The organism is Cohnella massiliensis (assembly GCF_900169535.1).
Classification (GTDB): Bacteria; Bacillota; Bacilli; order Paenibacillales; family Paenibacillaceae; genus Cohnella; species Cohnella algarum.
In genome coordinates this window covers 594,706-616,179 of record NZ_LT821259.1, presented here as the reverse complement: position 1 = coordinate 616,179, position 21,474 = coordinate 594,706, and the positions used below count along the sequence as shown (strand labels likewise).

The 21,474-nt window shown below is 60.1% G+C and carries 14 protein-coding genes; 2 read left to right on the top strand and 12 right to left on the bottom strand.

What is annotated here, in order from left to right; genetic code table 11:
• Positions 1-12 precede the first annotated feature (12 nt).
• Positions 13-2,385, bottom strand: coding sequence for an endonuclease MutS2 (locus B7E11_RS16635; RefSeq protein ID WP_080836635.1), 2,373 nt, complete (start codon positions 2,383-2,385; stop codon positions 13-15).
• A 146-nt stretch (positions 2,386-2,531) separates the two neighbouring features.
• On the opposite strand from B7E11_RS16635, the gene B7E11_RS16630 reads away from it, so the two are divergent.
• Together B7E11_RS16630 and B7E11_RS16625 are read left to right on the top strand one after the other, a co-directional pair.
• Positions 2,532-2,888: a phage holin family protein gene (locus B7E11_RS16630; RefSeq protein WP_080836633.1), complete on the top strand. Its 357-nt coding sequence runs from the start codon at positions 2,532-2,534 to the stop codon at positions 2,886-2,888.
• Positions 2,889-3,049: 161 nt separating this feature from the next.
• Positions 3,050-3,430: a cupredoxin domain-containing protein gene (locus tag B7E11_RS16625; protein WP_080836631.1), complete on the top strand. Its 381-nt coding sequence runs from the start codon at positions 3,050-3,052 to the stop codon at positions 3,428-3,430.
• Between the two features lie 120 nt (positions 3,431-3,550).
• Here B7E11_RS16625 and B7E11_RS16620 read toward each other — a convergent pair whose 3' ends face one another.
• The 11 genes from B7E11_RS16620 to B7E11_RS16565 form a co-directional block, all read right to left on the bottom strand.
• On the bottom strand, positions 3,551-6,583 hold the full coding sequence (locus B7E11_RS16620) for an eCIS core domain-containing protein (RefSeq protein WP_139787229.1): 3,033 nt from the start codon (positions 6,581-6,583) through the stop codon (positions 3,551-3,553).
• Positions 6,584-7,009: 426 nt separating this feature from the next.
• The gene (zapA, locus tag B7E11_RS16615) at positions 7,010-9,508 is read right to left on the bottom strand and encodes a cell division protein ZapA (protein WP_080836629.1); all 2,499 of its coding nucleotides are present in this window, start codon (positions 9,506-9,508) and stop codon (positions 7,010-7,012) included.
• A 136-nt stretch (positions 9,509-9,644) separates the two neighbouring features.
• The gene (gene pheT, locus B7E11_RS16610) at positions 9,645-12,101 is read right to left on the bottom strand and encodes a phenylalanine--tRNA ligase subunit beta (RefSeq protein WP_080836627.1); all 2,457 of its coding nucleotides are present in this window, start codon (positions 12,099-12,101) and stop codon (positions 9,645-9,647) included.
• Positions 12,102-12,116: 15 nt separating this feature from the next.
• On the bottom strand, positions 12,117-13,151 hold the full coding sequence (gene pheS / locus B7E11_RS16605; protein ID WP_080836625.1) for a phenylalanine--tRNA ligase subunit alpha: 1,035 nt from the start codon (positions 13,149-13,151) through the stop codon (positions 12,117-12,119).
• A gap of 446 nt (positions 13,152-13,597) precedes the next feature.
• Complete coding sequence (locus B7E11_RS16595; protein WP_080836621.1) at positions 13,598-14,563, bottom strand: class I SAM-dependent methyltransferase; 966 nt, start codon at positions 14,561-14,563, stop codon at positions 13,598-13,600.
• A 98-nt stretch (positions 14,564-14,661) separates the two neighbouring features.
• Positions 14,662-16,326 (bottom strand): ribulokinase, encoded by a 1,665-nt coding sequence (locus B7E11_RS16590; protein WP_080836618.1) that lies wholly within the window; start codon positions 16,324-16,326, stop codon positions 14,662-14,664.
• Between the two features lie 40 nt (positions 16,327-16,366).
• Entirely contained in the window at positions 16,367-17,269 is a 903-nt protein-coding gene (locus B7E11_RS16585; RefSeq protein WP_080836616.1) for a dihydrodipicolinate synthase family protein, read from the bottom strand.
• A gap of 31 nt (positions 17,270-17,300) precedes the next feature.
• Positions 17,301-18,263 carry a phosphoglycerate dehydrogenase gene (locus tag B7E11_RS16580; protein WP_080836614.1) on the bottom strand — a complete coding sequence of 321 codons (963 nt, stop codon included), beginning with the start codon at positions 18,261-18,263 and terminating at the stop codon, positions 17,301-17,303.
• Position 18,264: 1 nt separating this feature from the next.
• On the bottom strand, positions 18,265-19,095 hold the full coding sequence (locus B7E11_RS16575) for a carbohydrate ABC transporter permease (protein WP_080836612.1): 831 nt from the start codon (positions 19,093-19,095) through the stop codon (positions 18,265-18,267).
• A gap of 13 nt (positions 19,096-19,108) precedes the next feature.
• The gene (locus B7E11_RS16570) at positions 19,109-19,978 is read right to left on the bottom strand and encodes a carbohydrate ABC transporter permease (protein WP_080836609.1); all 870 of its coding nucleotides are present in this window, start codon (positions 19,976-19,978) and stop codon (positions 19,109-19,111) included.
• A gap of 67 nt (positions 19,979-20,045) precedes the next feature.
• Positions 20,046-21,362 (bottom strand): ABC transporter substrate-binding protein, encoded by a 1,317-nt coding sequence (locus B7E11_RS16565; RefSeq protein WP_080836608.1) that lies wholly within the window; start codon positions 21,360-21,362, stop codon positions 20,046-20,048.
• Positions 21,363-21,474: the final 112 nt, after the last annotated feature.

Genomic DNA, 21,474 nt, shown 5'->3' with positions numbered 1-21,474 from the left:
CCTAACCCGCCGTCATTTCAGTTCGGCGACGGTCACTCCCGCTCCGCCTTCTCCGTAAGCTCCCAGCCGATAGGCTTTGACATGCTTGTGCTTGCGCAAAAATTCCTGGATGCCGGCGCGCAAGGCGCCGGTGCCCTTCCCATGAATCAAATAGACCTGGCCCAAGTTCGACAAAAACGCCTCGTCGAGATACCGGTCCGTCATGAGGATCGCTTCGTCGAGCGTCGTCCCTCTCAGATCCAGCTCGTGCCGGACATCGTCGCTCTTCGTCCGCTTGACGGTCGCCGCGTTCGTCTTGACCGTGTGAGCCGGGGAGGTCGGCTGCTTCGTTTGCGCGAGCTCCAGATCTCCGACGGGCACCTTCATTTTCATGATGCCGAGCTGCACGATCGCCTCGCCCGAGCCCGTCAGCTCCACGACGTGGCCTTTTTGCCCTCCGAGGCTGAACACCTTTACTTCATCGCCCGGCCCGATCGCCGCCGCTTTGCCGCCGGCCGCGCGCCGCGGCTTCTGCACCTGCTCGGGAACCGCCTCCTCCAGCCTGCGGCGGGCTTCGATCAGCTTGTGCTCCTTCACGGACGCGGCTTCCTCCATCGCCATCTTGCGCAAATCGGCGATGATTTCCTCCGCTTCGCGCTTCGCCTTGGCGACGGACTGTCTCGCCTCTTCCCGCGCTTCTTCCAGCAGCTTCGCTTTCTGCTCCTGGAACTTGAACCGCTCGTCCTCGATCTGCCTGCGCAGCGTCTCCACTTCCCGCCGCAACCGTTCCGCGGCCTGACGCTCCGACTCCGCCCGCCTGCGGTCCTGTTCCAGCGAAGCGATCATCGTGTCGACCTTGAGCTCGTTGTCGCCCACTTCGCCGCGGGCGAAATCGATGATCGCCCGAGGCAACCCGAGCCGGCTGGCGATCGCGAGCGCGTTGCTTCGGCCGGGTACCCCGACGAGCAGACGGTATGTCGGCGCAAGCGTCGCCACGTCGAACTCCATGCTCGCATTGATCACGCCTTCGCGGTTGTAGGCGTAAGCCTTCAATTCGCTGTAGTGGGTCGTCGCGATAATCCGGCAGCCGATGCCGTGCAGATGCTCCAGAATCGCGATCGCGAGCGCCGAGCCCTCGGCCGGGTCCGTGCCGGCTCCCAGTTCGTCCAGCAGCACGAGGCTGCGCGGCGTCACCCGATCCAGCATGCCGATCAGGTTCGTCATGTGGCTGGAAAACGTGCTCAAATTTTGCTCGATGCTCTGCTCGTCGCCGATGTCGGCGAAAATGCCGTCAAAGACGCATAAAACGCTTCCTTCATCGGCCGGGACGAACAGTCCGGACATCGCCATCAGGCTCAACAGTCCGACCGTTTTGAGCGAAACCGTTTTGCCGCCGGTATTGGGCCCGGTCACGATGATCGCGGAATAGTCCCCCCCGAGCTCGACGTCGATCGGTACGACGGCTTTCTCGGGGATCAGCGGATGCCGGGCCCGCCTGAGGCTCAGCTTTCCTTCTCCGTTCATGGCGGGAAGGACCGCAAACTGCGACTCGGCGAGCGCCGCTTTGGCAAAAATAAAATCGACGTAGCCGAGCGATTCGTTGTCGGAGGCGAGCAGCTCCGCCTTTTCTCCGACGAGGGCGCTCAGCCGGCGAAGAATCCGCTCGATTTCCTTCTGTTCCTGCAGCTTGTGCTCCCGAAGCTTGTTGCCGAGCTGCAGCACCGCTTCCGGTTCGATAAACAGCGTCGCTCCGCTGCCGGACTGATCGTGCACGATGCCTCCGAAATGCGCGCGATATTCCTGCTTGACCGGAATGACGTAGCGGTCGCCCCGGATCGTCACCAGCGCTTCCTGGAGCATCTTCTGAACGGATGCCGAGCGAATGAGGCTGTCCAGCTTTTCCCGGATGCGGCTCTCTCCCGTCCGGATGTCCCGGCGCGCGGCCGCAAGCTCCGGGCTCGCGGAATCCAAAACGTCGCCCTGGTCGTCGATGCAGCGGCGAATTTCGTCCTCCAGCGGCTTCGCGTCGATAAGCGGCTCGACCAAGTCCTCCAGCAGCGGGATTTCGATTTCTTCCGCGCCCGCGGATACGTATTTGCGGACGCGGCGAATTCCCCGAATGAGCAACGCGATCTCCATCAGCTCGGACGGTCCCAGTGCGCCCCCCAGCTTGGCGCGCTGCAGCTGCGGCCGCACGTCGGTCACGCCGCCGAAAGGCGGAGCTCCCTTGAGCGCGGCCAAACGGAACGCTTCGTTCGTCACGGCGAGGCGACGGTTCACTTCCGCCAAATCCGCGGACGGACGCAGCTTTGCCGCTTCCTCCTTGCCGATCGACGTTGCCGCGAATTCGGTCAGCTTTTGCAAAATTTTATCGTATTCCAATGTATATAACGCCTTGTCGTTCACGGCGAGGTCCAACTCCTCTCAGCCCTTATTATAGCCGAAAGCGGCGCCGCTTGCGAAACCTTCCAACATAGACGCCCCCAGAAGAGGAAACACTAAGCGCACGACCGGTTAATCCGGCCATTCACTTGGCTTAAGGAGGCAAAGACATGAAATTTCTCGGGCATGTCGTTCGCTTTATCGTGTCCGCGCTCGTCCTCATGATCGTCGGCTTTCTCGTTCCCCAATTTTCGGTTGGCGGATTTTGGAGCGCGCTGCTGCTGGCCCTTGTCATCGCCGTCCTCGGATGGATTATCGAGGGGATTTTCGGCAAGCGCGTAACCCCGTTCGGCAGGGGCATCGTCGGGTTTTTGACGAGCGCGATCGTGATCTGGCTGGCGCAGTTCGTCGTGGGAAATGTGGACGTAACGCTGCTTGGCGCCTTGCTGGCCGCGCTGGTGATCGGCATCATCGATCTGTTCATCCCGGTCGGCAATCCGTTTCGCGCCGGGAAGAACCATTCCTGAAGAAAGTTGCGGTATGCGATCGGCTCCCCCTCGACTGCGCCTTATCGGCTGCGGCGGCGGGGGCCGTCGCTTTTTATTGGGGCTTTCCGATATGGTATGATATTGCAGGAGGCGGGACAGCTCCCGCCCTGGACAATGAGACCATACCGGAGGGGAAATCAATGCAAAAGAAATGGGCTGCGTTGCTGACTTCCGCCGCTCTTGCCCTCGCCTTGTCGGCGTGCGGCGGAGGCGGAAACGAGAGCGATTCGAACGCCGCGGAGGAAGCGGCGGCCAGCGCCTCGGAAACGTTGACGATCAAGGCGTCGAACTGGGCGTTCGACCAATCCGAATACGCCATTCCGAAAGATACGCCGGTGGAAATCGAACTCGTCAACGAGGAGGGCGCGCACGGAATCGAAATCGAAGGCGCGGACGTCAAGCTGGACGGCTCCAAAAAGTCCAAAGTGGTCACGCTGGAAGCCGGCACTTATACGATCAAGTGCAACATTATGTGCGGCACCGGTCATTTGAATATGACCGCCAAGCTCGTCGTTCAGTAAAAAGAACCCGGAAGGCCCGCGCAGGGGTCGACCTCGTTTCGCAATCCGCCTTTTGCGGCGAAACGGGTCGGCCCTTTCGTTTGCCGGGCCGCTCTCATGCAAAGCCTTGAACGACACCCATTATTGAAATGCTTTTTCGACGCCGGATTCGGCCCGCTTCTTTAACTCCTCTTTCAAATCGGAGGCGGAATCCTGCTTCAAGCCATTTTGCAAATATTTAAGGACGGCATCCTTGAGCGGCTTGTCATCCTTTTCTTCTTTTTTCATCAGTCTGGACAGCACCGTGTTTTCTTCCGGATCTTTGACCGATCCCGCGGTTGCCCGGGTTGCGTATTCGGCCGCTTGCTTTATGTTGCTTTGTTCGGAAAGCAGCACATCTTCATAAGAGTCCGGATGCTTGTATTTTAAAGTTTGCTGCCTGTCATGGGTCGGCATCATATGGCTGGCCGTCATGACTTCGTCGTAGCTGTGATGCCGCTTGTCCCCTACGAGCGCTCCGAGCATGGCAGCCCTTAAAACCTCCATCGTCGGATACTTGTCCGGTTCCTTGTCCACGATATTTTCCACCCGGCCGCCTTCCGCTTTCGTCAGCGCATCCTCGTAAAGATTCAAATAGCCGAGCGTATGCCCGCTGATCCCCCCGATGATCGGCTTGTGGTTCTTTTTCGCGGAATCGTACCAGTCCTGGTGCTTTTTCTGAAATTCGTCCAGAATTTTATCCTTGTTCAATTCTTCCTCCCCGGAAACATGGTTGAATACGTTGTAGTTGTTTCCCTTGAATTTTTTTCCAAGTTCATCATCATAACGTTTTCTCGCCTGTTCCGGGGTCTCCAGAATATTCCCCATTACGCCCGCGACGTTCAACGGGGCCAAATAACTGAGCAGTTCATACGACAATTGCTTATCGTGATCCTCCGGAAACTGCTGGTTGTATTGATATTGATCCTTGTGAGCGTCCGACCAGGGCAGCCTCATAATATCTCCGTAGATGATCTTTCTCGCCTCTTCGTCGGAAGCGTTCCATAACGCTTTTATATCCTTATTCTTGAAATTTTCCTCGATTTTCAGGAGACTTTTCCACTTTTGCGATTTCCCGGCCATCTCTTCCGCAATCGGACGCTTGAAAACGTCGGGAAGCTCCTCCCAATCTTTATTTGCCGCATATTTTCGCATCGGCTCCGACGATTTCAAAAGATTCTCCGTGTGCTGAAGCTCCTTCTCTGTTTGCCCGAGCCAAAACTTGTCGGAATCGTAATCGATTTTTTGCAGCGAATCGCTCGGATCCAACTGCTCCAGCCGGAGCTTCAGCGCGCTTTTTTTCTCCCTGAGAGCCTTCAGCCGATCCAGCTCCTGGCCGGTTTCTTCATTTTCATGCCGTTCCCTTCGATTTTGACGCAGCCTGGTTTTGACTTGATGCAGCTCCTCGATCGTTTGAATCTGCTTGTCCAGATTTTCGCGATACTTTTCGCGATCATTTTGTCGATATAAATCGGATTCCTCTTCAGACAGGTCCCTCTGCTTTTGCAGCAGCTCCGTTTCCTGTCTTACCAGCGGACCCTCCTCTTCCTTGCGGGCTGACGACGATTTTTCCAGCGATTCCTGAACGTCGGGAATCAACTCGGGCGCCTTCGACCACGGCAGCCTCGTCGTATAATCCCGTCTTTCCGGCTTTCCGGCGTTGTCCCAAAATTCGCCCGCCTGCTTGTCTTGGCCATCTCCGAAAAACTCCTGAAATGGAGTTGAAAACATCTCGGCCTTGAACAGCTCCAGCCTTTCGGAAAAATTCCCTGATATCATGCTTTGAAAGTTTTTCGGCAGTTCGTCCCACGGCAGCTCGACGATTCCGGTTCCCAAATTCCGTTGATTCCGATGGGGAACCAGACCGTCTTTATGCGTTCGGTAGTCGAGAAGAGGCTTCGTCAGGCCGGCTTCCGGCGTGCTTGCCTTGTACTGCCTGTCCGGGTCTTTGGTCAGCGAGCTCATATGATAAATCCAGTATTCGAAATCGCCCGTCTCGTTATGGTCGTATTCTTCCGATCCGCCGAAATATGGCAGCTGCGTTTCCAACATTTTCAGCAATTTGACGTAACCGGTCGTCATCCGTTGCTTCTCTTTGCCGTCCTCCCCCTGGATGGAACTCGTGTCCAGCGTCCAATTGCTCTTGATTAATTTTTCCAGGGTGACTTTGTCGTCGTCAGAGGCGCCTAGCGTTTGATTGATTTGTTTTAAAATCCCGTCGATTCGATCCGCTTTTAAATTCGCGCTCTCCGGATCGATCGAGCCGATCTCAAGATTTCCGTGGATAATATCGACGATCCTCTTGATGCTGGCCGTAAAAAAAGAATCGTGCTCGATGGCCCTCTGAAGGTTTTCTTCATACAGCATATCAATATCCAAAATCAGATTGTCTCCGATATCGTCGTAAGTCGTATCCAGAAATTTGGGGTTGGAACTCGGTTCCTCCAACGCCTCTCTCTGCCCGCCCGCCAGAATCGCATCCGCATCCTTCAGCAGGTCTCTTCCGTTTGCCAATACGGGGCTTGCGTTTTTATTCCGGACAAGCTGTTTCACCTGGGAACGATTGCCCTCCGCCGCTTTAAGCTGCACGGCCCCTTCTGCGCCGGAACGCGCGGCCCTGCTTCCCATCTCGTCGGCTTCCTTCTCCAACCGGGCGTCATCGTTGATCGCCGCTCCCTTCAACTGAAGCGTCGGACGGACTCTTCCTTGCGCCTGCTGGACCACATGCCACGCCTCGTGCGGCAAATGCTCCTCCTGGCCGGGACCGATATGGATATCCGTCCCTTGGGTATAGGCCAACGCTCCGATTTGCGCCGGGGAAGGGGAATTATAATGCACCTTTACGCCATCCAAGCTCAGGCCCGACAAGCTTTCCACCCCGGCTTTCAGCCGTTCGGGCATTCCCGTCGCATTCGCCTCATTGCGCTGCAGTTGGCGCACGGCCTGGTTGCCGATGGCCCGCTGCATTTGCATGATTTCCGTTTCGCGCTCCGTCGAAAACGAACGCCCCTCGGCCAACGGAACGGTTGCTTCGGAATGGCCGGCGTTCCTCAAGGGAGACGGGATCGGCTGCCTGGAACCCGCAGCGTCGGAATCCCGTTTTTGCGGACTGCGCTTTTGATCGAAATGAGCCATACAGCACCCCCGGCTGGAATTCGGATCAGGAAATGGCAATTATAAATTACTTCAGAGTACAACATCGTCATTCGATTGTAAAGCAAAATTTGTAAATATGATGTTAATTAATTGTAAAATAATGTGACGTTTAGGGAGCGGTGAGGCTTCAGTGGATTTTGTCCAATCAAAACCGGTTTTTTCGCAAATCCATCGGGCTTGATTGGATTTTGTCCAATCGGGCGAGTTCGTTTCGTCCATTTCGGCCGGAATCGCCCATTCTCATTGGAAAAAATCCACTGTAGATCGAATTTTTCTCTTTTCTCGGTCCGTCGATTGGACAAAATCCAACCCAGGCTCCCCGGTCGGCCGCGGCCCGGCGCCGCCCCGGAAAAAAGCGGAAGACCCTCCGCGAACGAACTTCGCATCGGGCCTTCCGCGTAATCCTCATTGTTCCTCCAACATGTCGATCCACTCGTTGAACTCGCTCTGCAGCTTGGCGTACTCTTCCTGCAGAGCCTCGAATTGTCCCCGCACCGAAGCGAGCTCCTCTTCGACGCGGGTTGCCCGTTCGCCGTATTCCCGGGCTTTCCGTTCCAGCTCGTCCCGCTCCGACGCAAGCTCGGCTTCGAGCGCTTCCATTGCCGCCGCCTGCGCGCGGGCCGCGTCCAGCTCCCGCAGCGCAAGCTGCGCCGTCTCGTTTTGCCGCTCGGCTTCCTGCTCCAGCTCGGCCACGCGGGTTTCCAGCTCCTGCGCCCAATCGAGCGCTTCGCGGACGCTTTGCTCGGCCTCTTCCTGCTGCGCCTTCAGCTTGCCGAGCGCTTCCTCCGCCGCTTCTTCCCGGGACAAGAGTTCCCGTTCGCTTCGGGCCAGCCGCTCCAGCTCGTTTTCCGCATGCTCGCGGGCAGCCTTTTCGGCCTCCAGCCGTTCCGCGGCTTTCGCTTCCAGCGAGATCAGCGCCTGCTCCCTTTCCTCCGCCGCAAGCCGCAGCTCCTCCACGAGGCGGCCGAGTCGGGCCGCCTCGTTCTCCAACTGCTGCCTGGAGGCTTGCCACTCTTTTTCCGAAGCTTGCCATTCGCTTCGCTCGGCATGCCAGCGTTCCCGTTCGCCGCGCATCGACTCGAGCTCGGCGGCATGCGCATTCCGCAGTCCGTCAAACTGCGACTGCAAAGCATCGAGCTGCGCTTGCAATTCCTCCGTCTGAACCTTCCATGCCTCGGTTTGCGATTTCCAGGCGTCCAGCTCGGATTCGAAACCGGCTTTCAGCTCGCTTACGCGGACGGAGTGCTCCGCAGCCAGTTTGGCCATTTCCTCTTTGTGCGACTGGATCGCTTTTTTCAATTGCTCGTCGTGCGCGGCCGCGCGCTCTTCCAACTCTTCGGCATGCATCAGCTTGAGAAGCTCGAGCTCCTCGTTTTTGGCCTCCGCCCATTTTTCGAGCTCTTCGGTCCTCGAAGCCCGCAGCGTGTCCAGCTCGGTCGAATGGAGCTCTTTGACGGCATGCAGCTCGTCCTGAATTTGGCCGAGCTCGGCGCGAAGCCGTTCCGTTTCGCCGGCATGCTGCGAACGAAGCCGCTCGAGTTCGGCCGCGTGACCGGAACGAAGCTGCTCCAGTTCCCCCGCTTGCTCGGCGTGAAAAAGCTCCAGCACTTCGTCCTGATCCGAACGAAGCCGCTCCAGCTCGCCGGAGAGCTCGCCGCGCACCTTCTCCAGCTCGGCCGCATGGTCGTCGGCCAGCTTTTGCCGCGTTTCGGCATGTTCGAGTTCGAGCGTTTCCAGAGCCAGGGCGTGATCCTGCTTGAGCCGCTCCGCAACCGCCTCGTGTTCCTGCTTCTGCCGTTCGATTTCCGCGGCTTGATCCTGCTTGAACCGCGCGATCGCGTGGGCTTGCTCCCGCTTGACCCGGTCGATCGCTTCGGCTTGTTCCCGCTTCGACCGCTCAAGTTCCGCGGCATGCTCTTGCTTCTGCCGTTCGACTTCCGCTTCATGCTCCCGCAGCAGCGATTCGACTTCCTCGGCATGCTCCTGCTTCAATCGCTCGACTTCCTCGGCATGCCCCTGTTTAAGCCGCTCCGTCTCGGCCGCGTGCTCCTGCCTGGTGCGCCCCGCCATGGCCCGGAAGTCGTTTTTCAGCTTCTCCAGTTCGGCCGCGTGCTGGGCTTTCGTCTGTTGAAGCTCGGCCGCATGCGCTTCCTGAACGCGCGCAAGCTCCGCGCGGTGCGACGCCTTCAGCTCCTGAAGCTGACCGGAATAGGCCGCTCGAAGCTTCCCCGATTCGTCCTTATGATTCGCTTCTGCCGTTTCCAACGCGGCGCGCAGCTCGGCCAGCTCCGCCTCCAGCCGTTCCCGAACCTCGGACTCTTCCGCCTGGCCGGCCGCGACCAGACGGGCCGCCGCCTCCTCGTGCTCCTGCCGCAGCGCGTTCAATTCGGCTTCCTTGGACCTGCGCATGGCTTCGAGTTCGGCTTCCCTGGACTCGCGCAAAGCCTCCAGCTCGGCCTCCTTCGACCTGCGGGCGGCCTCCAGCTCGCCGTCCTTGCTCTTGCGCAGCGCTTCCAAATCCGCCTCGTACCGGCTCCGCTCCCCGTCGAGCGTTTGCCGGACTTCATCCGCCTCCGCCCGCGTTTTGGCCAGTTCCTCCGCGAGCCGTTGCCGCTCCTTCTCTTCCTGAAGCAGCTTTTCGTTCTCCTGTCTGAGCTTTTCGATTTCCTGCTGGAACCGTTCGCTCTCCTGCTGCAGCCGAAGCCGCTCGTCCGCCACGTTGACGGCCGCAAGAACGCCCAGCTTGGACAAATCCATAAACGGCTTCGTGCCGGCGATTTTGAACATTTGCTCGCTGACCAGGGCGGCGACCCGCTTCATGTGGCCCGGGCTGGAATGGCCCGCCAAAGTATACTGCGTTCCGTATATTTCAACCGTTACCCGCGTACGATCGTCAGCATTCACGGTCTAGTCCTCCCAGTCCCATAAGAAAAATAGCAGCGAATCCATCGCTTCGCTTCCGTCAAATCCGCAACCTGCGGAACAAAACCCCTCTGACGGGCGTCCTGATGTATTCGCTGCGCTTTGGCCCGTTTCCTGCTTATTTCCGCAGTTCGGCCGCGAAAGATTGTTCCAATTTTGACAGCGCCCTGCCGTGGGCCGCCGTCACTTCTTCATCCGTCAGCGTGCGGTCCGGGTGCCGGTACACGAGCGCCAGGGCGACGCTCTTCTTGTCCTGGCCGAGCCGCTCGCCCGTGTACACGTCGAACACGCGAACGGACTCGAGCAGCTCGCCGGCCGCCTCGCGAACGCCGGACACGAGCGCGCCGGCCGCGACCGAGCGGTCGACGACGACCGCCAAATCACGCTCGACCGCCGGGAAGCGCGGAAGCGTCCGGTATTCGATCCGGTTTTCCGGCGCGTCGTAAATCGGCGCCAGCTCGATTTCCGCGACGAACGTATCGTCAAGATCCAGCTCCCGCTGCAGATCCGGATGCAGCTGGCCGACAAACCCGAGCGACAAGCTTCCGCCCGTCGTTTCAAGCTTCACCTCGGCGGTGCGGCCCGGGTGGAAATGCTCGGGGCCCGCCGCCTCGTAACGAATCGAATCCGCGAGGCCGAAACGCTCGAACGCGGCGTCGAGCAGCCCCTTCGCATCGTAAAAATCGTACTTCTCGGCCGCCCCGTTCCACGACGCGACGCGCCGGTTGCCCGACAGCGCGATCGCCAGGCGCGGCTTTTCCTTCGGAAGCGTCGTCAGCGTCTCTTCCGCCGAATGGTAGACGTTCGCGATTTCGAACAGGCCGACGTCCGGGCTTTTGCGCGCCTTGTTGTACTGGGCGGCGTCGAGCAGGCTCGGAACGATCGACGTCCGGAGCAGGCTGCGTTCCTCGCTCATCGGCATCGCCAGGGCGATCGGGCGCACGCCGTCGGCGGAACCGTTCAATTGCGGGAACAATGCCGCCCGCTGCGGCGACGTAATCGAATAGGAAATCGCCTCGTGAAGGCCGGCGCGCGTCAGCGCCAGCCTCAGCTCGCGGCGGATCGCCTGCGGTTTCGTCAGCCCTCCCGTCGTCGTCGGACCTTCGATCGGCGTCGCCGCAATGTTGTCGTACCCGTGCAGTCTGGCTGCTTCCTCGATGAGGTCGACGTCCCGCGAAATGCCCGGGCGCCGCGAAGGCACGGTCACGACCCATACGTCGTTCCCTTTGTCGGCCGCTTCGAATCCGAGGCGCGACCAGATCGTCTTCACTTCCAGCGAGGACAGCGAAGTGCCCAAGTACCGGTTGATGCGGTCAAGCGAAACTTCGATTTCGACCGGCTCGGCCGAAGCTTCCCCGGCTTCCGCGACCCCTTCCGTGACCAGGCCTTCGCCGTATTTGCCGATCAGCCCGGCGGCGCGGTCGAGCGCCGCGACGACGCGGGCGGGATCGACTCCCTTCTCGAACCGCGCGGACGCTTCGGAACGAAGCCCGAGCTGACGCGAAGCGGCCCGGACGGCGCCGCCGTCGAACCGCGCCGATTCCAGGACGATGTCGACCGTGTCGCTTGTCACCTCGGAGTCGAGGCCGCCCATGACGCCGGCGAGCGCGATCGGCTTCTCCGCGTCGGCGATGACGAGCATGCGCGGCTCGAGCTTGCGCTCCTGGCCGTCGAGCGTCACCAGCGTTTCGCCCTCGCGGGCCATGCGGACTTCGATGCGGCCCCCGGCTACCTTGGCCGCGTCGAACGCGTGCAGCGGCTGCCCGTACTCCAGCATGACATAGTTCGTAATGTCGACGATGTTGCTGATCGGGCGGACGCCGGCGGCGATGAGCCGGTTTTGCAGCCAGAGCGGAGACGGGCCGATCTTGACGCCCTTGATATAGCGAGCCGCATAATGCGGGCATTGCTCCTTGGCGGCGATCGTTACTTTTACGTAGTCGGACGTTTTCTCCGCCGCGGCGTACAGATCGCCCGAAGGATCGGGCAGCCGCAGAGGCCGGCCGGTCAGCGCCGAGGCTTCGTAGGCGACGCCCAGCATGCTGAGGCAATCGGAGCGGTTCGGCGTCAAATCCAGCTCCAGGACGTAATCGTCCAGTCCGAGCGCCTTCACGACGTCCTGGCCTACCTCAAGGTCGCCGGGCAGGACGAGAATGCCTTCCTGCTGCTCCTTCGGCAGCAGCTTGTCGTTGATGCCCAGCTCGCGCGCCGAGCAGATCATCCCTTGCGATTCGACGCCGCGCAGCTTGGCCCGCTTAATCTGCAGGCCTCCCGGCAGCTTCGCCCCGATCAGCGCGACCGGCACCTTCTGCCCGGCCGCGACGTTCGACGCTCCGCAAACGATTTGCAAGTCTTCGCCGGTCCCCGCGTCGACCGTGCAGACGCCGAGCTTGTCGGCGTCCGGATGCTTTTCCCGCGCTTTCACATAGCCGACCACGACGCCCGAGACGCCCAGGTTGCGCGCCGGAACCGAATCGATTTCGATGCCGCCGCTCGTCATCAGCTCCGCGAGCCGCGACGGCTCGATGCCTTCCAGATCGATATAGTCGTTTAACCAATTATAAGAAACGTTCATGTCGGGTCACCTCCGTCAAATTCGGTTGAACTGGCTCAAAAACCGCTGATCGCTGTAGTAGAAATGGCGAATGTCGTCGATCTCGTACTTGAGCAGCGCAACCCGCTCCACGCCCATGCCGAACGCGAAGCCGGAAACCTCTTTCGAATCGTAGCCGCCGTATTCCAGCACTTTCGGATGCACCATGCCGCAGCCGAGAATTTCGACCCAGCCGGTTTGCTTGCACATCCGGCAGCCGCTGCCGCCGCATTGCGCGCAGGTCACGTCCACTTCGGCGCTCGGTTCGGTGAACGGGAAAAAGCTCGGCCGCAGCCGGATTTGAACCTGCGAGCCGTACATCTTTTGCACGAATTGCAGCAGCGTGCCCTTGAGATCGCTCATGCGGATGTTCGGGCCGACGACCAGGCCTTCGATCTGGTGGAACATGAACGAATGGGTCGCGTCGTCGTCGTCGCGGCGGTACACCTTGCCCGGGCAAATGATTTTGAGCGGCGTCTTGCCTTCGGCCGCCTGCATCGCCCGGATTTGGATCGGGGACGTCTGCGTGCGGAGCAGGATCTCGTCGGTGATATAAAACGAATCCTGCATGTCGCGCGCCGGATGGTCTTTCGGCAAATTCAGCGCTTCGAAGTTGAAAAAGTCGGTTTCCACCTCGGGACCTTCCGCGATTTGATACCCCATGCCGATAAAAATATCCTCGATCTCCTGCGTCACCTTCGTGAGCGGATGCACGGAGCCGACGGAAGGCGCGCGGCCCGGCAGCGTGACGTCGATCGTCTCGGCCTGCAGGCGGCGAGCCGTCTCCTCCCGGTCGAACTGCTCCTGCTTCTCCGCGATGACGGCTTCCAGCGCCGCCCGGACCTCGTTGGCGACCTGACCGATCGCGGGACGTTCTTCGGCGCTCAAGGCGCCCATTCCCCGCAGCACTTCCGTCAGCTGCCCCTTTTTGCCCAAATAGTGCACGCGCAGGTCGTTCAGCTCGCCGGCGCCGTCCGCTTTCGACAGCTTCTCGAGCGCTTCCCGACGCAGCGCTTCCAATCGTTCCTTCATCCTGATCTCTCCTTGTTCGGAAAATAAAAAAGGCCCTTTCTCCCCTTGAAAGAAAAGGGACGAAAGAGCCGCGGTACCACCCTTATTGGAATATCCTCGTCCGGCATGAACCGTTGCGCGAAGCCGCCGGATTCCCGATCGTCATGGCTTCGCGAGCGCTCCTCCGGCGGCGCTTCGCCTTTCATGGCGATTCGCCGGGACATTCCCGCTTGGAGCGGCGTAACGGGCCGCTGCCGGTCGCTCTACTGCCGGCGCGGACGGCCGGGTTCAAGTCGACGCTCCGGAGTGAATTCCGCCGGCCTGATCCTCGGGAACGCTCTCAGTCTGCCGGCGTTCCCTCCCTGGGAGGATGTCTCTGACGTACTTGTCTCCATCGACGCGATGTTCGTTTTAATATCCTAGATTATAGGGCAAGCGGGGGCAAGAAGCAAGCATCGGAGAATTGCTTATTGCGGTTTGCGCAGCGTCGTCATGGAAAAGCCGCATCCCTGCAGCATCGTATCGATAAACCGGTTCAGCGCCGGATTGCCGGTATCCGGAATGCGGGAGCGAACGAGCCGGCTGCCGAACGCTTCGAACAGCTGCCCGGTCAAATGCTTGTTGAACCAGCCCAGCACGAGATCCGCGGCCGCCCGGGTCGCCGGCGTGTCGACCTGCGCGAACGCGGCGCAAAATTCCTCTCCCCAGAACTTGCTGTTCATAATATTGCCGATGTTGAGCAAGGGACGGATCGGGAACGGAAACGTCTGAACGACCTCGAACCGGGGCTCGAACCGGTCCAAAATGTCCTCCAGCGTCTCGACGCCGATGTGGCCTTCCATGTAGACGTATTTGCGCACGACGTCGTCCGGATTTTTCGGATCGCAGTTCAAATAGTCGATAAAGCCCGTTTCGATGCCGTGAAAGCCGTAGCCGCCGGGCTTCGTCACCCGATGCATTTCGGAAATGATGCGGTCCTTGCTCCGGAACTCGACATGGCCGAAAAAGTCCATCGTATATATAAAATCGAACTCGCCGTCCGCGTACGGCAGCCCTTGGACGACGTCGTACGCGACGGCGCGGTCGAACCCGTTCTGCTTTGCGATTTCGATGCAGCTCGAGCTCATGTCGACTCCGTAAAGCCTTACGTTCGGAAAGTCGCGCTTCACCCGCGCCCCGAACGTCCCGGACCCGCATCCGACCTCCAGCACCTTGATTTCCTCGGTTCCGGCGGCGGCAACGCAGCGCCCAAGCGCCTCCATCAGGCAGGACGACTTTTGGTAAACGAGCGAGTTTTTCGCTACCGGTCCTTCTTTCTCCACGATTCCGACCACGTTGCTGTAAGCGTATCTTTCCTCGTAGTAGACGGCCGGGTCCAATTCGAACAGGGCATAAGTAATTTCGTTTTTCGTCGCGGGAGCTCTTTGGCTCAAGGTTCATCCCCTCCATTTCGGTCACGCCGAACGCACAGGCATAAACCACTTTATTCCGGCGCGGGAGGAGACGAAACCCGAACGATGGCCTTATTCGATCAAACCTCCTTCATCGCCTTCAGACGCTTCATGACCGCATTGCCGCCTTGCCCGAAATATTCCTGAAGCTTGACGTACTCCGCATACAGCCGGTCGTAAATTCGCGCATGCTCCTCGGACGGCTTGAACGTTTCCTCCCGGACGCGGGCCATATGCCGCGCCGCCTCCGCGATCGAAGCGTGACCGCCCGCTTCCGTTCCGGCCGCCGCCGCGCCGTGCATCGCGGCGCCGAGCGCCGCCGTCTGCACCGAGTCGGCGATTTTGATCGGGCGGCCGGTCACGTCCGCGTAAATTTGCATCAGCAGGCGGTTCCGCTGCGGGAGCCCGCCGCAGGCGTACAGCTCGTCCGCGCCGATCCCGGCTGCCGCGAAAGCTTCGATGATGGCGCGCGTCCCGAAAGCGGTCGCCTCGAGCAAGGCGCGATACGTCTCCTCCGGCTTCGTTTGAAGCGTATAGCCGATCATCAGCCCCGTCAGATCCGCGTCCATCAGCACGGAGCGGTTTCCGTTCCACCAGTCGAGCGCCAGCAGCCCGCTTTCCCCCGGTCTCAGAAGGGAAGCTTTCCGCTCCAGCCACGCATGAACGCCAACGCCCTCCCGAGCCGCCTCCCGCTTCGCGTATTCGGGTACCGCTTCCCCCACGAACCAGGCAAAAATGTCGCCCACCGCCGACTGTCCCGCTTCGTATCCGTACAGCCCGGGAACGATGCCGTCCTCGGCAACCCCGCAAATTCCTTTCGCCGGCACTTCCTTGTCGCTTAGAAGCAAATGGCAGGTCGAAGTGCCCATCGTCATGACCAGCTTGCCGGGCGCGACGACGCCGCAGGCCGGCACCATGGCGTGCGCGTCGACGATTCCGACGGCGACGGCCGTGCCGGGAAGCAGCCCCGTCCATTCGGCGGCCAGCTCGCCGAGTTCGCCGGCTCTTCCGCCCAGCGGCGCGACCGGGCCTCTCAGTTTGGTTGCGGCGAGACGCTCCAGGCGGGGATCCAGCGCCCGCATGAAAGCCGAAGACGGATAGCCGTCCCGCTTATGCCACAAGGCTTTGTAACCGGCCGCGCAGGCGCTGCGGACAAGCCGGCCGGTCAGCTGCATGACCACCCAGTCCGCCGCTTCCATGAACAGGTCGGCCCGTTCGTAAATTTCGGGAGCTTCGTTTAAAATCTGCCAAACCTTGGGCAGCATCCATTCCGACGAGAGCTTGCCGCCGTATCTCGACAAAAAAAGCTCTCCCCGCTCGCGGGCGATGTCGTTGATCCGGCTGGCTTCCTCCTGCGCCGCGTGGTGCTTCCACAACTTGACCCAGGCGTGGGGGTGGTCCTTCCACTCGGTTCGCAAGCATAGCGGCACTCCCGCTTCGTCCAAAGGCATCATCGTGCAAGCCGTAAAATCGATGCCGACGCCGATGACCCGGTCCGGGCTTACCCCGGACAAGCGCAGCACTTCCGGGACTGAACGGCGCAGCACCTCGAGGTAATCGCCCGGATGCTGGAGCGCCCAGTCGCGCCCGAGCCGGATTCCCGATCCGGGAAGCGCCTCGTCGATGACCCCGTGAGGGTATGCCGTCACGTGAACGGCGACTTCTTCCCCGTTGGAGACATCGACGAGCAGCGCCCTTCCCGATTCGGTGCCGTAATCGACGCCGATGGCATAAAGCTTATCCATTCGTTCTGCCATCCTTTCCCGGCTTGCCGCCGGCAAACCGTTACGCATAAGACGTTTCTTCGTTCAACTGCCGCAGCATTCGTCCGAGCGCTTCCGCCTCCTCGGGGAGCAGGTCCAGTTGGGGAGCGCGCATCGCCCCGGCGTCGACGCCCCTCAGGCGCAACCCTTCCTTGAAGTAGGCCATGTTGCTGCCGCTTTTGAGCGCTTCGCAATACCGGACGGCAATCCGCTGCCATTTTCTCGCCTCGGCCAGATCGCCGCGCTCGTACGCCTCGTACACCGCGACGAACGGTTCCGGATATACGCAGGAGACGCCGGAGACGACCCCGTCGCAGCCGAGAGCGAGCGCCGCCAGAAATAACCGGTCCGCGCCCTGCATAACCGAGAAGTTCCCGCCGTTAACGTTCAAATACTCGCTCGTCCGGAGAAAATCGGGATAGCTGTACTTGATGCCGACGACGTTCGGGCAGCGGTCCGCGACGCGCTGCGCGACGCCGGCCGGCAGGTCGTTTGCCGCGCACTGGGGAATGTTGTACAGATAAACGGGGAAATCCGCCGGCACGCTGCTCGCGACGGTTACGAAGTAATGCTCCAGCTCGCGCTCGCTCGCGCCGAGGAAAATCGGCGTCACGACGCCGATGCCGTCGGCTCCGATCTCGTGCGCATGCCTGGCCAATTCGATCGCATCCGGCTGCGTCGCCGCTCCGACGTGAATGAAAGCCGTCGTTCGTCCGGCTGCCGTTCGGACGACCGTTTCGGCGACCTGCTTGCGCTCCTCGACCGACAAACGGATCATCTCGCCGGTCGTGCCGAGCGGGTACAGGCAATGCACGCCCTTTCCGATCAAAAATTCCGTCAGTCTCGCGACGGCGTCCAAATCGACTTCCCCTTCCTTCGTAAAGGGGGTCACCATCGCCGTCGTCACTCCGTATAATCGTTTCATCCGGGTCGCTCCTCGCAGTTTGAAATAGGGATTACGCCAGCCGATGGGGCGGCTCCTTGCCCGCGAATACGCACAGCAGCGCTTCCGAAACGGCGATGCCGACGCGCCGGTACGTTTCCGCGGTTTCCGCCGCCGTATGCGGCGTCGCAATCAGATTGTCAAGCGCAAGCAAAGGATTGTCGGCCGAAACCGGCTCCTGTTCGTAGACGTCGATCGCCGCTCCCGCGATCGATCGCGTCCGAAGCGCATGAAGCAGCGCCGCCTCGTCCACGAGCGCCCCGCGGGCGGTGTTGACGAAGTAAGCGGTCGGCTTCATCCGCTTGAATTGGGCATGGCTCATCATGTGCCGCGTTTCGGGCAGGCTCGGCAGATGCATGCTGACGACGTCGCTTGCGGCGAGCACCTCGTCCCCCTCGACCATGCGGACCCCAAGCTCCGCCGCTTTCGCCGCATCCGGGTATTTATCGTAAGCGATCAGCCGGACGTCGAACCCGCTCAGCTTTTTCGCCGTCAGGCGGGCGATATTGCCGAAGCCGAGCAGGCCGACCGTCTTGCCTTCCAGCTCTTCGCCGACGCGGCGGTCCCAATATCCCCGGCGCGCAGACTGATGCAGCGCGGGAATGCCGCGCATGGCGGACAGGATCAGCCCGACGGTCAGTTCCGCGACCGCGTTCGCGTTGCCGCCGGGCACGTTGCTGACCCGGATGCCGTACCGCTTCGCCTGGTCCAGGTCGATGTTGTCGACGCCCACGCCGAAGCGGGCGATTGCCGCAAGTCTCGGCGCGAGCTTGAACACCGCCTCGTTCCACGTATCGACGCCCGCGATGACGCCGTCGACATCGCCGACGAGCGGGACGAGCTCCTCGAACGTATGCGGCCGGCCCACCCGGTTTTCGACGATGTCGCAACCGGCTTCCTCCAGCAGCTTTTTCCCTTCCGGACACAGCAGCGAAAAATTCGTCGCCGTCACCAATACTTTTTTCCGGCCGTCCATGCTACTTCACTCCTCCGACGGTCATTCCGCTGACCATATATTTCGAGGTCATCAAATACATGATGACGACGGGAATCGAGGCGATCATCGAGCCGCCCATCAGCGGTCCCCACGCGAAGACGTCGCCGACGATCATGTCGGACAGGCCGAGCGTGATCGTCTTGTCCGCGCTGTCCGTAATGACGACGAGCGCGTACAAATACTCGCTCCAGCAAAGCGTAAACGCGAAAATGAACGTGGCGGCGATGCCGGGCGCGGATAACGGAAAAATGATGTTGAGCAGCGTCCGCGTCCGGCTGCACCCGTCGATCATCGCCGCCTCCTCGATTTCGTCGGGAATCGACTTGAAGTACGAAATGAGCATCCAGGTCGCGTAAGGAATCGTGATCGTCGGGTAGATCAGCAGCAGCCCGAACAGGGAGTCGTTCGCGCCGATCGACGAAATGAGCATGTACAGCGGAATGAACAGCACGGCGCGGGGCATGAGGTAGGCGTAAAGAATGCCGTTCGAGATGAGCCGTTTTCCGCGAAAGCGAAGCTTGGCGATCGCGTAGGCTGCCAGCACGCTGACGACGATCGAGAAGAAGGAAACGACGAGCGCGACGATCAGGCTGTTTTTGATGTTGACCAGGAAATTCTTTTCCGTAATCAGCTTTTCGTAAGCCGACCACGTAAACTCCTTCGGCCAGAACGACGGAACCATGTTGTAAATTTCGCCCTGCGATTTGAACGAGGTGTTGAGCATCCAGTACAGGGGGAACAGGGCGATGACGAGAAGCATCGCCAGTGCGACATAGGTGACGACAAGCTGGATCCGCGATTTGCGTTCCATGCGTATCCCCCTTTCAGCGCTCGGACAGCGAACGCTTCGTGATGAAATGAATGAGCAGAACGAGCGGAGGCAGCGTCAAAATCGAAATCGCGATCGCCTTCCCCAAATCCATGTTCAAAAATCCGATCGTATAGCTGAGCGTAGAAAGCAGCTGCGTGCCGTTCGACGGGCCTCCCCGCGTCAGGAGCCAGACGATTTCGAAATCGTTCAGCGTCCAGATCGTCGTGATGACGGCGGCCATGACGGTCACTTCCCTGATGGAAGGGAGCGTCATCGAGAAGAAACGCTTGACCGGCCCCGCCCCGTCGAGCATCGCCGCCTCGTACATTTCCTTGGATACCGTCTGCAGGCCCGCCAAAATCGCGATGCCGATAAACGGAATCCCCCGCCACACGTTCACGGCGATGACCGAAAGCATCGCCAGATCGGGGCTTGCGAGCCAGCCGACCGGCCGGCCGATCGCGCCGATTTTCATGAGCAGGAAATTGAGCACGCCGCCGACGTCGGAATAGATCCACTGCCACGTAAAGACCGAAACGATCGTCGGGATCGTCCACGGCAGGAACAGCAGGACGCGGAACAGGTTGCGGAAGACGATTTTTTCGTTCAGCACGAGCGCCATGATCATGCCGAACGCCGTCTTCGCGACGACGGCGACGAGCGTGAACACGACCGTGTTGCGGACCGCTTTCCAGAACAAGGGATCCTTGAACAGTTCGATATAATTGTCGAGACCGTTAAAGACGGCGGGGCTTCCGACCATTTTGTTCGTGAAGCTCAAGTACACCGCCCAGCCGAACGGAACGACCATGATCGCCGTCAAATAGATGAGCACCGGGCTCATGAGCGCGTATGCGAGCTTGTTGTCGTCCAACCTTCTCATGATGATTCACCGCCTGACTTTTACGGCTAAGGAGCCGTAATTCCGACTCCTTAGCCGCAGGAATGAATTATTGCTTTTCGTAAATTTCCGCGATTTTCTGGTGAAGGTCCTGCACCGCGATTTCCGGCGTGTAATTCGCTTCGAGCAGCAGCTTCTGGAACGTATCGTTGACGATTCGCAGGTTAAACACTTCGCCGGCCTGCGGGCTGTACTCGTCCGGATATCCGAGGAAATAAAATTCGTCCACGGATTCGACGAACGCCTTGTTCTTTTCCTCCTGCCATACCGGCTCCGATTTCAAGGCGGTGAGCACGGGGCCCGTAAGCGGCGCGCCCTTTTCCACCCACGTCTTGTACCAGTCGGGCTCCAGCATGAACGCGATGAACTTTTTCGCCAAATCCTTGTTCGCGGAATCTTTGAAAATGCCGAGATTGTTGCTGATGCCGGGAATGAACCGCCCCTTCGGACCGGCCGGATACATGGCGATGCCCGTCTTCTCGTACAGGTCCGGGTTTTCGTTCTTGATCGTGGCCAGCGTGCTTCCGACGTTGAAAATCATCGCGGCCTGACCGCTCAAATACGCTTTGTTGTTGCCGCTGTCGTCCCAGCCGACCGCGCTCGGCGGCGTGCTTCCGTCCGTCAGGAAAATATCGCGGATGAACTGCGTCGCCTGAACCGTCTCCGGCGAGTTGACGATCGCGCCGCCGTCCTTCGTGTCCACCGAACCGCCGTAGGACCAGATGATGCCCCGCGTCAAAAATTCGGCGTCGGAGTTGCCTTTGCCGTACCCAATGCCCGCGCCGTACACGCCCTTGCCCGGATCGGTCAGCGCCTTGGCCATCGAGCGGAATTCGTCCCACGTTTCCGGAGGACCGTCGAAGCCGGCCGCTTCCAGCATATCCTTGCGGTAGTACAGCACCTGGCTTTCCGTCCAGAACGGCACCCCGTACTGCTTGCCGTCGAACGTGATGGCCTTTTTCATGCTCGGCTGGATTTCGCCGTTCGCGGCTTCGATTTCCGTAATGAGTCCGCTTACATCTTCGAGCACGCCTTTTCCGTAAAACTGCCCGATTTCCTGATACCCGAAAAAGGAAACGTCCGGCACGGTTTTCGATTCGATCGCCGCGCTCCACTTCGGGTAAAAATCTTCGTATGCGATCAGCTCGACGTTCACGTCGACGTTGTTCTCTTCCCCGAATTGCTTCGCCCGTTCCTGAACCAGCTCGTTCTGGTCGTCGAACAGCTGCTTTTTCATCCAAAACGTCAGCGTCTGCTTTTTGCCGTCCTGCCCCGTCTCCGCTCCGCCGCTTTCGCCGCCGGAGCTGCATGCCGCAAGCGAGAAGACCAAGGCGAACGCGATGAGACCCGAAACCCACTTTTTCATGATGCAACCATCCTCCCTTATGTCTCAAGCCGATAAGTTCCGCCGCAAGAACGCTGGCGCCCGCGGCGTCCTTTACACTTCCATCATAGGCGCCGAGCCGTCGGGAGAAAAT